Here is a 13,450-nt window from a genome sequence, read left to right on the forward strand (position 1 = left end):
CGCAAAGCCCGTGGGCCAAAGGGCTTGTGTCAGATGGGCATGACACTGGCAAGAAGGCTCCGCGCGGCGCGAACGGCTTCGCGAACTGCCGACAAAACCATGCGCGCATCGATTGCACGGATCGAAACGATTGAACCTTTTCGGCGCCGATGCCTTCGGACTAGGCGTTACTTCAACCGGCCGGCTCCATCCGGATCACCTGAGCCGCGCCGCGCAGATGCCCGTCGGATTCGATGGCCGCGATAGCCTCCCGGATCGACGTTTCCATCGTGGCGTGCGTGGTCAGAATGATCGCCTTGCTGGCGTGATCGGGACTGTCGGGATCGTCGCGCTGAACGATGGATTGAAGCGAAATGCCGGCCGATGCCATACGCTGCGCGATGGCGGCGAAGACACCCACCTCGTCGCGGACGAGGAACCGGATGAAATAGCCGCCCTCATGGCTTCGCATGCGCGCCTTCTCGTAAGGCGCAAGTTCCTTGGCCGGCGTACCGAGTGCGGGTCCGTGCTGTCGGCCGGGCCGGCTTTTTGCGATGTCGGCCACGTCGCCGATGACCGCCGAGGCCGTGGCTTCGCCGCCGGCGCCAGGCCCGCTCATCAGGAGCGCGCCCAGAAGATCGGTCTCCAGCACCACCGCATTGGTGACGTCGTCAACCTGCGCGATCTGCGATTCGATCGGCACCATCGTCGGGTGAACGCGCTGTTCGATGCCACGATCCGTCTTTTGGGCAACACCGAGAAGCTTGATCCGATAGCCCAGATCGCGTGCCGCCCGAATATCCGCCAGTGTGATATTCGAAATGCCTTCCAGATAGATGTCGTCAGCGGCGATCCTCGTGCCGAAGGCGATGGAGGTCATGATGGCCAACTTATGGGCGGTATCGTTACCCTCGATGTCGAAGGTCGGATCGGCTTCGGCGTAACCGAGGCTTTGCGCTTCGGCTAGCACCTCCTCGAACCCGATCTCCTCGTCCTCCATCCGCGTCAGGATGTAATTGCAGGTGCCGTTCAGAATACCGTAGAGCCGCGAAATGGTGTTGCCGGCCATCGCTTCGCGCATGGTCTTGATCACCGGAATGCCGCCGGCCACCGCCGCTTCGAAGTTGAGAAGCACACCTTGCTCTTCGGCCATCGCCGCCAGTTCCACGCCATGTGCGGCGATCAGCGCCTTGTTGGCGGTGACGACATGTTTGCCGGCCGAAAACGCCGCCTTGACGGCGGAAAGCGCCGGTTCGCCATCGCCGCCGATCAGTTCCACGAACACGTCGACATTGTCGGCCTGCGCCACGGCGACCGGATCGTCCAGCCATTGCACACCGGAAAGGTCGATCCCGCGATCGCGGGTGCGGTCGCGAGCGGTCGCGGCGACGACTTCGATCGGTCGGCCGCATTGCCGGGTCAAAAGCGCACGCTTTTGATCCAGAAGACGCACCACCGCCGCACCGACCGTGCCGAGACCAGCCAGGCCGATTCGAAGGGGCTCGGTGGTCATGACGATATCCTTTTGACTGTTCATTTCGAGGATGAATCCGGTTCGGGATCGGCAATCTCCGGTGCGTTGCCGGACAGAAAGCGCTTGATGTTGCGCGCCGCCTGGCGGATGCGGTGCTCGTTCTCGACAAGGGCCAGGCGGACATGGCCGTCGCCATGCTCGCCGAAGCCGATGCCGGGCGCGACGGCGACATGCGCCTTTTCGACCAGCATCTTGGAGAATTCCAGCGAACCCATATCGCGGAACCGCTCGGGAATCGGCGCCCACGCGAACATGGTCGCCGGTGGTGGCGGCACCTCGAAACCGGCCCGCCCGAAACTCTCCACCATCACGTCGCGACGCTTGTGATAGATCTGCCGGACCTCTTCAATATCCGATCCGTCGCCATTCAGCGCTGCTGCGGCGGCCACCTGGATTGGCGTGAAAGCACCGTAATCCAGATAGGATTTCACCCGCGCCAACGCTGAAATCAGCCGTTCATTGCCGACGGCGAATCCCATGCGCCAGCCCGGCATCGAGAACGTCTTGCTCATGGAGGTGAACTCCACGGCCACATCCATCGCGCCATCGACCTCGAGAACCGATGGCGGCGGCGTGTCGTCGAAATAGATTTCCGAATAAGCCAGATCCGACAGGACGATCAGCTCGTTCTTCCGGGCAAAGGCGATGACGTCCTTGTAGAAATCCAGCGTAGCGACTTCCGCGGTCGGATTGGATGGGTAGTTGAGAATCAATGCCAGCGGCTTGGGAATCGAATGCTGCATGGCCCGTTCGAGTGCTGGCACAAACTGATCGTCCGGCACCACCGGCATCGAACGGATCACGCCCCCGCTCATGATGAAGCCGAAGGCGTGGATCGGGTAGGTCGGATTGGGGCACAGCACGATGTCGCCTGGCGCGGTGATCGCCTGCGCCATATTGGCGAACCCTTCCTTCGATCCCAGCGTCGCGACGATCTGCGTGTCCGGATCGAGCGTCACACCGAAGCGCCGCTTATAATAGGCCGCCTGCGCACGCCGTAGACCCGGAATGCCGCGCGATGTCGAATAGCGATGCGTGCGTGGGTCTCGGATGACTTCGACCAGCTTGTCGACCACGGCCTTGGGCGTTGGCAGATCGGGATTGCCCATTCCCAGATCGATGATGTCGGCGCCGTCCGCTCGCGCTGCCGCCTTGAGCCGGTTGACCTGCTCGAACACATAAGGCGGCAATCTGCGAACTTTGTGGAACTCTTCCATCAATTCAATCTCTTCGGGTTTCGTGGCGTGGGGCGGCGCGAACCGAAGCGCCGCTGACCGCTGGACCGAGGCTGGCCTATACACGCTTCACTTTGATGCGAGAAGGTCCGCACCGCCATCAACGTGTCTGCAGATCAATTGCCCGAAGATTCGATCTGTCGCAGCGCATCTTGTGCATGGGTCTGCCCGAGCCGGCGGAGGCGCGCGGTTTCCGCCTCCGAAGTCGGCACGGTGCGAGATTGCGGCCGGGCGGCATCGATGACCTGGATCTTGACTTGCGCTTCTTGCGAATCGAATGGCGCGGCAGCGGGAACCGGCACTCGGTTGAGGTTGGGGAACGTCCCGTCATTGGCAATGCGGGGGTCGTCAAAATTAATCTCATCCGAACCGCACGAGGCGCAAAGGAGCAGAACGGCGGAGAGGCCGGCAAGTCGGATAAGCTCATACATCGCGCGTCCTCGCTAAACCGCCGAACCGTTATTCTAATGGCTTAGCCATTTTGTTCAGTTGGAATTCGCCTTCTGTGCCATAGTGTTGAAAACATGTCACCTGCATCGGGTACGGCGCAGTTGAAAAAGGGCCCTGGGAGGTGGTTCGATGAGTAAGCGTGAGGACAACAAAAAGAACACGGCGAGGGAAAAGAACGCGACCGACGAAATGAAGTCGGTATCCGTGCAGGATCCCGAGGCATTTGCGAGAAATATCGCGCTTGCGATGGAAAATGCCGGCAAGGCCGCGGCAGCCTGGTTGCGACCGCGCGAGGAGCATCCGGAAAACTATGTCGGCGAGACGCCGGAGATCGTCAAGGAGACGGTCAATACGATTATGAGCGTGCGACAGCACTTCCTGTCCGATCCGGTGCGCGCAGTCGATATGCAGACCCGTCTGATGTCCAGCATGCTGGATGTGTGGAGCAGGAATGTCAGCCGCCTGGCCGGGCAGAACATCGAGCCGGAACCGGAAATTCAGCGAGACAAACGGTTCGCCGGCGAAGACTGGTCGAACAACCCGTTCTACGCCTTTCTGCGCGACAGTTACTTCGCGCTCGACCAGTGGACCAGGTCCCTCGTCGAGGACATGGAAGAGATGGATGCGACCGAAAAGCAGAGGGCGGAGTTCTTTCTCGGTCAGGTGATGAACGCCCTGTCGCCCAGCAATTTTCCGCTGACCAATCCGACCGTCATGCGGGAAATGGTGGAATCGAACGGTGAGAACCTGGCGCGTGGCATGAAGATGCTGGCCGAGGATGTCGAGCGTGGCGGCGGTGAGATCCGGCTGCGCCAGGTCGATGCAAGACCGTTCAAGGTCGGCGACAACATCGCTGTGACGCCCGGCAAGGTGGTCGCCCGCAACCGGCTCTGCGAAATCCTGCAATACGAGCCGACGACGAAAAATGTCCTGAAGCGGCCCCTCGTCATCGTCCCGCCCTGGATCAACAAATTCTACATTCTCGATCTCAACAAGAAGAAGAGCTTCATCTCCTGGGCCGTTTCCCAGGGCCATACGGTATTCGTGATCTCCTGGGTGAACCCGGATGAGCGCCACCGCAACGAAAGTTGGGGCAATTACGCTCGCGACGGTATCGGCTTCGCCTTGGACACGGTGGAAGAGATTACCGGCGAGGACCGGATGAACATGGTCGGCTATTGTGTCGGCGGCACGCTTTTGTCCTCAACACTCGCCCTTTTGGCGCAGGAAGGTGACAAGCGGCCAGCCTCGGCCACCCTTTTCACCACCCAGGTCGATTTCGAATATGCCGGTGACCTGAAGGTGTTCGCGACCGAACGGCAGGTTTGCGAGATCGAACAGGAACTGGACCGCAAGGGCTACCTGGCCGGCGACAGGATGGCGAACGCGTTTAATCTTCTTCGTTCGAAAGAGCTGATCTGGCCCTATCTGGTCAACAACTACATGCGCGGCCAAGACCCGATGGCGTTCGATCTGCTCTACTGGAACGGCGACCAGACCCGCATGACGGCTGCCAATCACAGTTTCTACCTGCGAAACTGCTATCTGGAGAACAATCTGTCCGCCGGACGCATGAACGTCGATGGCAGGACGATCAGCCTGTCTGACATCAAGGTTCCGATCTACAATCTGGCCACCAGGGAAGACCACATTGCGCCGGCCAAATCGGTGCACAAGGGCTGCCGCCTGTTCGGCGGACCGGTTCAGCTTGTCGTTTCCGGTTCTGGCCATATCGCCGGCGTGGTCAATCCGCCGGCATCGAAGAAATACCAGTACTGGACAAACGAAACCGCCGATTTCTCCGAAAGCTACGATGAATGGCTGTCTGGAGCCGAAGAGCACTCGGGTTCGTGGTGGCCGCACTGGCAGGCTTGGATCGAGGATATGTCGGACAAGAAGGTCGATGCGCGGGAGGTTACCGGGCTGGGCGGCGAACTGCTGGGCGATGCGCCAGGTTCCTACGTTCAGATGCGGATCTGATCTCTGCGAACCGCGACGGGAAAAGTTGAGGCGTCCATCGCAATTGTGCCCTATTCACCTCACAGAATTGTCATGGCAGTTACGGTTTGCGTCGGGATGCGCTAACCGAAGTTTAAGCCAGCTCGCTTTATGTGGGCCTGAGTGAATTTGAGGGCGCTTGTTGAGACGTTCTCGACCGCCAAGAGGGGAATACCGTTTGCCGGAGCCGACAAACAGACGCCATGGCATTCGTCTGGCTGCTCTGCTGCTGGTGTCCGCATCGGCGTTTTCAGTCGCCGGGTGTACGTCCGGCACTCCGGTTCCGCCTCTGGGTCTCTCTTTGGCCGATGTCGCTGAAAGCCAGCCCAATACTGCCCAGTCCCGGCAGACGGACATGGTTGGCCAAACCGCTTCTTCTCCATCTGAAACCGATCTTGCAACAGTCGAACAGGGTGATGGCGGTGGAAGTGAAGCGACCGCCATGCGTGTCGCGATGAACGAGGTGGGCAATCAGCCGTCACCGACATCGCCGGCTGCCCGGTTGGCGCCGCCTTCTGTCGCAAGTGCGGCTGCGCCGGCGCCCATAAGGCTGGCCGATCGAAAAGATGCGCGGGAAACGGCCGAACCCGACGCGCGGGAATTGGCTGCGACAGCCATGGCGCCGGTTGAGCCACCGGCTGGAATACCGCAACCGATTCGCCTACCGCAAAACGACATTCCGCGCGCAAAAGGCCAGGGCGAAGTCGCTCTTGCCCTCGCCGCACCGCCTTCTCCGATTCGCCTTGAGCGTCCTGTTTCCGCCAGCATGCAGCCCCTGCCCCAGCCTGTTACGTCACGCCCTCCGACCACCCAGCAGGTCGTTGGCGTCGGCAATCCCGTATTGCCCGGCGTTGACAAGGATCGTCTGTTCGAGATCGAGCGTAAGGACGGTCGAACGGACAATAGCGATATCGATCTGGATGAAGCCGACCAGCCGATTCGGCTGGCCTCTCTTTCCGGCCTGGCACGGCTGGCGCCGAACGGGCTGAAGACCCAGCACGAAGGTGTGGACGTCAAATGTCTGAAGCCGGCGCTCGTGCGGGTGCTGAATCAGGTCGAGAAAAAGTTCGGACGCCCCGTGATCGTTACGTCCGGTTTCCGCTCGCGCCAGCGCAATGCGCGCGCCAGGGGCGCCAAACGATCGCTGCACATGTTCTGCGCGGCAGCCGACATCCAGGTCGAAGGCGTCAGCAAATGGACGCTGGCGGAATATCTGCGCAGCATGGATGGTCGTGGCGGCGTCGGAACCTATTGCCACACCAAATCGGTGCATATCGATGTCGGCCCGGAACGCGACTGGAACTGGCGCTGCAAACGGCGTCGCCGCCGCTGATCGTCCGGTGCCTCGGGTGAGAGTTGGCTGCCCAGCCGTAGAGACTTGTCCCCAATCGCGATTTTTCGAAATTTCATCACAATCCGCACTTGCGTTTGCGGGGACCTTCCGACTATACGGCTCACACCTTATCCGCGCCCTTCGTCTAGCGGTCTAGGACGCCGCCCTTTCACGGCGGAAACACGGGTTCGAGTCCCGTAGGGCGTACCACTTCCTTCTCCTCATTCTGACAGCACTTGCATTTGGGTCATGGCCTTGCCATGTCGCTGTCATATGTGCACGGCGCGATAGCCGCCGCTCTGCCGGAGAACGAGTTGATGACCATCTACATCCAGGCCGAAGAGCAGGTGCAGCGGAACACCGGCCAGATCCGTCTATACGGCCCGGAGGCTTTCGAGGGGATGCGGAAAGCATCCCAATTGACGGCGCGATGCCTCGATGAGCTCGTGACGATGGTGAAGCCCGGTACGCCCACCGAGAAGATCGACGATTTCGTTCTGGAATTCGGCCTCGATCACGGCGCCATGCCGGCCACGCTCAACTATCGTGGCTATCGCAAGAGTTGCTGCACTTCGAAGAACGAGGTGGTTTGCCACGGTATTCCCGACCGCAAACCGCTCCGCGAGGGCGACATCGTCAATATCGATGTGACCTATGTTCTGGACGGCTGGCATGGCGATTCGTCGCGCATGTATCCCGTCGGGCGCATCAAGCCCTTCGCACGCAAATTGCTGGAGGTCACGCAGGATTGCCTGATGAAAGGGATTGAGGTCGTCCGGCCAGGCGTCAAGACTGGAGCAATCGGCCAGGCGATCCAGACTCATGCGGAAGCGCATCGCTATTCGGTTGTCCGCGACTTTTGCGGCCATGGCGTCGGGCAGCTATTCCACGACGCCCCAAACATTCTGCACTATGGGCGCGACAGCGAAGGCATCGAGATGCGTGAAGGAATGATCTTTACCATCGAGCCGATGATCAACATGGGACGCCCCCATGTGCGCGTTCTGGGCGACGGCTGGACCGCTATCACGGCGGATCGCAAGCTCACCGCACAATATGAACACACGGTCGGCGTGACGAAAAATGGATGCGAAATCTTCACCCGCAGTCCCGCCGGGCTTGACCGTCCCGGGCTGGACGACCCAAGCTGACGCTTCAACGCTGAACGGAGCATGCTGGGGGACGGATGAGCGAGGCGGACGAACGCGGCTTCTTCGAGCGCTTCGGTAAGGGCGATGCTGGAACCGGCTCACGAAAGGCCGAGACTGTGAATATGTCTGCCCCCGGAAAGGGCAAAGCCGCCAGCGCCGCCAGGCCACATTATCACGGTCACAGGGAACGGCTTCGCGAACGTTTCGATTCGCACGGCGATGGCAATTTCCGCGACGATGAATTGCTGGAGCTCTATCTCTTTCGCGCTGTTCCCCGAGCCGACACGAAAAGCATCGCCAAGGCACTTCTTGGCCGATTCGGCAGCCTGTCGGCCGTTCTGTCGGCTCCCCGTCATCTTCTGCAGGAAGTGCCGAGGGTTGGCGAAGCGGTAGCCCAGGACCTCGCCATTGCCGCCGCAATTCATCGCCGATGCCTCAAGCGCGACATCCAGCATCGCGAAGTCCTCTCTTCATGGGCAGCCCTGATCGATTACTGCAGGGCGGCGATGCAGCACGAATCCCGCGAGCAGTTTCGCATTCTGTTTCTCGACAAAAAGAACGCGCTGATTGCCGACGAGGTGCAGCAGGTCGGCACGGTCGACCATACGCCGGTCTATCCGCGCGAAGTCGTCAAACGCGCCTTGGAACTGTCGGCGACGGCAGTCATTCTGGTCCACAACCATCCCTCGGGCGATCCCTCCCCGTCCCGCGCCGACATCGCAATGACCAAGACGATTATTGAGGTCGCGGCCCCGCTCGGTATAACTGTTCACGATCATGTCATCATTGCCAGGTCGGGTGAAACCAGCCTGCGCGGCCAGGGTTACATCTGAGACCGGTGGGGTCGCTCTGCCGGACCGATCAGCCGTCCCATCGCTCGTATTTGAAGCGAAATTTACGGTTAACCACGAGTAAACAAACAGGGTTAGCGAACGGTTACCCGGTTCGGATCTTCGTCTAGGTATCGATGTTTCATATTGAGACAGGCTGAGCCGATGAGACCGAAATCGAAGCTGATCCCAAAGGCCCGGGCACGGTGCGTGGCGCAGCCAACCGGACCTCGTGATCCCTATCGCGACCCTACGAGCCTGGAATACCGGTTCCGTCGGGCGCGCTTCCGCCATATCCAGCAGATGATCGAAGCGATTCTCCGAGAGCGACGGCAGGCCCGGATCATCGATCTGGGCGGAACTGAACAATATTGGGATATCGGGCGCGATTTTCTCGATGCGTACCGCCCCCGCATCCACATTACCCTGGTCAATCCCGAAGTGTTCCCGATCAGGGACGAATCATTGTTCGCCTCCATGAAGGGTGACGCCACCGATGCCAAGCTGATGGAAGACGAGACGTTCGACCTCGCCCATTCCAATTCCGTGATCGAACACGTTGGCCAGATGCCGGACATGGAGCGCTTTGCGGCCAATATGGCGCGACTGGGTCAACGTTATTACATGCAGACGCCCAATTACTGGTTTCCCCTGGAACCGCATTTTCGCGTTCCGTGTTTTCAATATCTGCCGCAAGCCGTTCGCGTCGCCATGTTGCAACGCATGAAGCTAGGCTTTTTCAGGCCCCTACCCGATTACGACGACGCCAGGGCCGTGATCGAGCACCACCGACTTTTATCCATGCGCCAGGTGCGCACGCTGTTTCCGGATGCCAACTTCGAATATGAGTGGGTCTACGGACTTCGAAAATCGATACTGGCAATGCGTCGCGCGCCAGTGCGCCGGGATATTCAGCCTCCGAGCATTGCGCCCGACGATCTGCCGAAACATGCGGGCGTAATCCGCCAGACGGCCTAACATCCGGAAAGGCAGAACCTAGCAAAAAAGCCGCGTCGACGACGCGGCCTTTTCTCATTTCGGTCGAGCGCGTTTGCGATCAGGCGTCGTCGCCGCCCGTCGCAGTGCTGCTGCCGAACTCTTCGTCGTCATCCGCCATCAGCTCGTCCTTGCTGACAGTCTTGTCGTTGACGCTGACCTCTTCCATAAGGTGATCGATCACCTTCTCTTCGAAAATCGGCGCACGAAGGGCGTTCACCGCATCTGGCGTATTGCGGTAGAACTCCATCACCTGCTGCTCCTGGCCGGGATAACGGCGAAGCTGTTCGCCAAGCGCCTTCTGCAGTTCTTCATCGGTCACGGTGATGCCGGCTTTCTCACCGACCGCCGAAAGGACAAGGCCGAGGCGAACGCGGCGCGCCGCAAGCTTCTGATAGTCCGCGCGAGCTTCCTCTTCGGTCGTTTCTTCGTCCTCGAAGCTCTTGCCATTGCGCTCCAGATCGGCCGTCACCTGGTTCCAGATATTGTTGAACTCGGCTTCGGTCAGTTTCTCGGGCGTCTCGAACTGATAGCGCTCGTCCAGTGCATCCAGCAGCGACCGCTTCACCTTCTGGCGGGTCATCTGGCCATACTGGCCCTGCACCTGATCGCGAACGATCTCGCGCAGCTTGTCCATGCTTTCGAGGCCGAGCTTTTTGGCCAGTTCGTCGTCCAGTTCCTGATCCTGCGGGGCTGCGACCTCGTGGATCGTCACGTCGAACGTGGCTTCCTTACCGGCAAGATGCTCCGCACCGTATTCTTCCGGGAAAGTCACGGTGATGGTCTTCTCATCATCCTTCTTCAGCCCGATCAGCTGTTCTTCAAAGCCGGGGATGAAGTTACCCGAGCCGAGAACCAGATTGGCGCCTTCGGCCTTACCGCCATCGAATGGTTCGCCATCGACCTTGCCAAGATAGTCGAGCGTAACCCGGTCGCCGTCTTCGGCAGCGCCGTCTTTGGTCTCATAGGAACGAGCGGACTGCGCGATCTGCTTGATCTGATCCTCGATCTCCTCATCGGCGACCTCGACGACCGGGCGCTCGATGGTGATGTCAGAGACATCCTGGAGTTCGAACTGCGGAACGATCTCGTATTTCAGCTCAAAGGCAAAATCCTGCTCGCCGGCCAGGATCTTCTCCGCTTCGTCCTGATCCTCCGTCATGACGACCTCAGGCTGCATGGCAGCCTTCTCGTCACGCTCTGCGATCACGTTGCGAGTCGAATGTGTCACGATCTCATTGACGATTTCCGCCATGAAAGACTTGCCATACATCCGCTTCAGATGGGCCGTCGGCACCTTGCCGGGACGGAACCCCTTCAGTCGGACCTTGTCCTTGGAATCGTTGATCCGCTCCATCAGTCGCGATTCCATGTCGGCGGCCGGGACGACGACCTTGATTTCGCGCTTCAGGCCCTCGTTGAGCGTTTCGGTTACCTGCATATTCACTCTCTTCTGTCGCATGCGGGAGATCGGCCGGCTTTGATCGATACCGGGCTCGTAACTCCTGCGAAATTTCGGTCTCGCGGGGGCTGGCCCTGCGGGTGGAGGGACTTGAACCCCCACGCCTTGCGGCACCAGAACCTAAATCTGGCGTGTCTACCAATTTCACCACACCCGCTCATGCCGGTGGCAAGCCACCCGCAAAAGCGCGGCCCTCTTATCACGGGCGCTTGCCGCTTCAAAGGGAAAATCGGCTTGAATTAGCGGAATTCGTAAAAGGGATTCGGCAATGGCCACCCTTCCCTATTCGCACGAACAATCATGAAGAAAGTATGGTGGGAGCCCTGCATGCATTGCACCTCACCATTGCAAACCCATCACTGGTAATCCGACTCCTAAAGAGGCAAATGCATAAAAAGAAATCAGCAACCTGCCAATCGCTAGAGCAGACGCTGCAACGCAACAGGAATTGAAAATGCATATCCTCGAAAACTACCGCCGCTGGCGCATGTATCGCAAGACCGTCGACCAGCTCTCACACCTGTCCGACGCACAGCTTCACGACATCGGCCTGAACCGCTCTTCGATCCATCAGGCGGCACGGCGTAGCCTTTGATGGGCCCGGCGTTGACGGCAAACGTCACAACTGAATATTTCGTATAAGGGCCGCTTCGAACCAGGCGGCCCTTAGCTTTTGCAGAACGCTTATACCGTTCCGATGACCGGAAAATCGAGATACCCGCCCCGTGCAATGCTGCTATGCAACATGGACGCTGGCGAGACTGGCAATGATCGCCTAAATATTTCTTCGACCGGGGCAGACAACTCCTCCTCCCAATGTCTCCTCCGGAACATATTCGCCGAAGCCAACTCCTCCTCCCATGGCTTCGACGGAACGCGAGAGCCGGTCATCCTCCTCCCAGACCGGTTCGAACGCAAAAGACGCTCGTCGGATCCTCCTCCCCCGACGAGCGTTTTGCGTTTTGGCGCTGCCTTATCCGCTTCGGCTTCGAACCGTCTTGTGTGAAGCCGTTCGAAATCCTATTGCCGGACCAGCCGTTTTACCGGGAGACCGCCTCATGACAGATCGACCCGTCCACATCGTCGGCGGCGGACTTGCCGGTTCTGAAGCCGCCTGGCAGATCGCCCGCGCCAGCATACCGGTGATCCTCCATGAAATGCGCGGCGTCCGCGGAACGGCGGCCCACCATACGGACGGGCTGGCCGAACTGGTCTGCTCGAATTCTTTTCGCTCCGACGATGCGCAGGCCAATGCGGTGGGCGTCATTCATGCCGAAATGCGCATGGCCGGCTCGCTCATCATGCGTTGCGCCGACGCCAATCAGGTGCCCGCCGGCTCAGCTCTCGCCGTCGACCGCGTGGGCTTTTCCGAGGCCGTGACGAAAGCGCTGACCGATGAGCCACTGGTGACGATCGTTCGTGAGGAGGTCGAGGGCCTTCCGCCCGCCGAATGGGATCAGGCCATTGTCGCCACCGGCCCATTGACGGCTTCCGCTCTGGCCGATTCGATCGCCGAAGCCACCGGCGCGGACGCGCTTGCTTTTTTCGATGCGATCGCGCCGATCGTTCATTTCGATTCCATCGATCTCGACACCGCCTGGTTCCAGAGCCGCTACGATAAGGTCGGTCCCGGCGGAACCGGCAAGGACTACATCAACTGCCCGCTGGACGAAGCGCAATACAACGCGTTCGTCGACGCGCTGATCGAGGGCGACAAGACCGAATTCCGCGAATGGGAGGGCACACCCTATTTCGACGGCTGCCTGCCTATCGAGGTGATGGCGGAACGGGGCCGTGAAACGCTTCGCCATGGTCCGATGAAGCCAATGGGTCTGACCAATGCGCACAACCCGTCCGTGAAGGCCTATGCGGTGGTCCAACTGCGCCAGGACAATGCACTCGGTACGCTTTACAATATGGTCGGCTTCCAGACGAAGTTGAAATATGGTGCGCAGGCCGAGATCTTCCGCATGATCCCCGGCCTGCAAAATGCCGAATTCGCAAGGCTCGGCGGCATTCATCGCAACACCTATCTCGACTCGCCGCGCCTTCTCGATAGCTCCCTGACCCTGAAAGGGCGACCGGGCCTGCGCTTCGCCGGGCAGATCACCGGCTGTGAGGGCTATGTGGAATCGGCGGCGGTCGGGCTTCTGGCCGGGCGCTTCGCCGCGGCGGAGCAACTAGGCTACCGGCCCGAACTGCCGCCGCTTACTACCGCATTCGGCGCGCTTCTCAATCACATTACGGGTGGCCATCTTTCCACCGACGAAGAGCCCGGCAAACGCTCCTTCCAGCCCATGAACGTCAATTTCGGCCTGTTCCCGCCCCTAGAGCCAGGCACAAAGCTGAAACCGGATGGCTGGGAAGGGCGATTTCGCGGCAAGGACAAGGCGGCGGCGAAGAAGCGCGCCCTCTCCGCCCGGGCCTTGTCCGATTGCGAAGGATGGCTGAATGGCCAAGCCGTCGAGGCCGCGGAATAAGT

General features: G+C 60.0%; 11 protein-coding genes and 2 tRNA genes. 8 read left to right on the forward strand and 5 right to left on the reverse strand.

Translation table 11 applies throughout. The features are described 5' to 3' along the window. Positions 1-172: 172 nt before the first annotated feature. From B7H23_RS08480 to B7H23_RS08490, 3 genes are all read right to left on the reverse strand, one after another. Positions 173-1,492, reverse strand: a complete 1,320-nt coding sequence (locus tag B7H23_RS08480; protein WP_094077670.1) for a homoserine dehydrogenase — start codon at positions 1,490-1,492, stop codon at positions 173-175. Positions 1,493-1,512: 20 nt separating this feature from the next. Next, positions 1,513-2,730, reverse strand: coding sequence for an LL-diaminopimelate aminotransferase (locus B7H23_RS08485; RefSeq protein ID WP_094077030.1), 1,218 nt, complete (start codon positions 2,728-2,730; stop codon positions 1,513-1,515). A 134-nt stretch (positions 2,731-2,864) separates the two neighbouring features. Further along, complete coding sequence (locus B7H23_RS08490) at positions 2,865-3,179, reverse strand: hypothetical protein (protein WP_094077031.1); 315 nt, start codon at positions 3,177-3,179, stop codon at positions 2,865-2,867. Between the two features lie 148 nt (positions 3,180-3,327). Between B7H23_RS08490 and B7H23_RS08495 the strand changes: the two genes are divergently transcribed. From B7H23_RS08495 to B7H23_RS08520, 6 genes are all read left to right on the forward strand, one after another. Then, entirely contained in the window at positions 3,328-5,178 is a 1,851-nt protein-coding gene (locus B7H23_RS08495) for a PHA/PHB synthase family protein (protein ID WP_094077032.1), read from the forward strand. A 196-nt stretch (positions 5,179-5,374) separates the two neighbouring features. Beyond that, positions 5,375-6,529 (forward strand): YcbK family protein, encoded by a 1,155-nt coding sequence (locus B7H23_RS08500; protein WP_240535031.1) that lies wholly within the window; start codon positions 5,375-5,377, stop codon positions 6,527-6,529. Between the two features lie 134 nt (positions 6,530-6,663). Next, positions 6,664-6,739, forward strand: a tRNA-Glu gene (locus B7H23_RS08505). A gap of 107 nt (positions 6,740-6,846) precedes the next feature. Further along, entirely contained in the window at positions 6,847-7,680 is an 834-nt protein-coding gene (gene map / locus B7H23_RS08510) for a type I methionyl aminopeptidase (protein WP_094077034.1), read from the forward strand. A gap of 35 nt (positions 7,681-7,715) precedes the next feature. Next, entirely contained in the window at positions 7,716-8,513 is a 798-nt protein-coding gene (radC, locus tag B7H23_RS08515; protein ID WP_094077035.1) for a RadC family protein, read from the forward strand. A gap of 162 nt (positions 8,514-8,675) precedes the next feature. Continuing rightward, positions 8,676-9,488 (forward strand): class I SAM-dependent methyltransferase, encoded by an 813-nt coding sequence (locus tag B7H23_RS08520; protein ID WP_193791513.1) that lies wholly within the window; start codon positions 8,676-8,678, stop codon positions 9,486-9,488. A gap of 79 nt (positions 9,489-9,567) precedes the next feature. Here the strand turns inward: B7H23_RS08520 and tig are convergent, their stop codons facing one another. After that, complete coding sequence (gene tig / locus B7H23_RS08525) at positions 9,568-10,947, reverse strand: trigger factor (protein WP_094077036.1); 1,380 nt, start codon at positions 10,945-10,947, stop codon at positions 9,568-9,570. A 96-nt stretch (positions 10,948-11,043) separates the two neighbouring features. Continuing rightward, positions 11,044-11,125, reverse strand: a tRNA-Leu gene (locus tag B7H23_RS08530). A gap of 297 nt (positions 11,126-11,422) precedes the next feature. Between B7H23_RS08530 and B7H23_RS08535 the strand changes: the two genes are divergently transcribed. Further along, positions 11,423-11,563 carry a DUF1127 domain-containing protein gene (locus B7H23_RS08535; RefSeq protein WP_094077037.1) on the forward strand — a complete coding sequence of 47 codons (141 nt, stop codon included), beginning with the start codon at positions 11,423-11,425 and terminating at the stop codon, positions 11,561-11,563. Positions 11,564-12,026: 463 nt separating this feature from the next. Beyond that, positions 12,027-13,448 (forward strand): methylenetetrahydrofolate--tRNA-(uracil(54)-C(5))-methyltransferase (FADH(2)-oxidizing) TrmFO, encoded by a 1,422-nt coding sequence (gene trmFO / locus B7H23_RS08540; protein WP_094077038.1) that lies wholly within the window; start codon positions 12,027-12,029, stop codon positions 13,446-13,448. Positions 13,449-13,450 lie beyond the last annotated feature (2 nt).

It is taken from the genome of Notoacmeibacter marinus, from assembly GCF_002238045.1.
Taxonomy (GTDB): domain Bacteria; phylum Pseudomonadota; class Alphaproteobacteria; order Rhizobiales; family Rhizobiaceae; genus Notoacmeibacter; species Notoacmeibacter marinus.

What these genes read in the sequence shown, in the direction of transcription:
- radC (WP_094077035.1), top strand. Translation starts at nt 7,716, where the DNA reads ATGAGCGAGGCGGACGAACGCGGCTTCTTCGAGCGCTTCGGTAAGGGC.
- B7H23_RS08520 (WP_193791513.1), top strand. Translation starts at nt 8,676, where the DNA reads ATGAGACCGAAATCGAAGCTGATCCCAAAGGCCCGGGCACGGTGCGTG.
- map (WP_094077034.1), top strand. Translation starts at nt 6,847, where the DNA reads ATGACCATCTACATCCAGGCCGAAGAGCAGGTGCAGCGGAACACCGGC.
- B7H23_RS08535 (WP_094077037.1), top strand. Translation starts at nt 11,423, where the DNA reads ATGCATATCCTCGAAAACTACCGCCGCTGGCGCATGTATCGCAAGACC.
- trmFO (WP_094077038.1), top strand. Translation starts at nt 12,027, where the DNA reads ATGACAGATCGACCCGTCCACATCGTCGGCGGCGGACTTGCCGGTTCT.
- tig (WP_094077036.1), bottom strand. Translation starts at nt 10,947, where the DNA reads ATGCAGGTAACCGAAACGCTCAACGAGGGCCTGAAGCGCGAAATCAAG.
- B7H23_RS08485 (WP_094077030.1), bottom strand. Translation starts at nt 2,730, where the DNA reads ATGGAAGAGTTCCACAAAGTTCGCAGATTGCCGCCTTATGTGTTCGAG.
- B7H23_RS08490 (WP_094077031.1), bottom strand. Translation starts at nt 3,179, where the DNA reads ATGTATGAGCTTATCCGACTTGCCGGCCTCTCCGCCGTTCTGCTCCTT.
- B7H23_RS08480 (WP_094077670.1), bottom strand. Translation starts at nt 1,492, where the DNA reads ATGACCACCGAGCCCCTTCGAATCGGCCTGGCTGGTCTCGGCACGGTC.
- B7H23_RS08495 (WP_094077032.1), top strand. Translation starts at nt 3,328, where the DNA reads ATGAGTAAGCGTGAGGACAACAAAAAGAACACGGCGAGGGAAAAGAAC.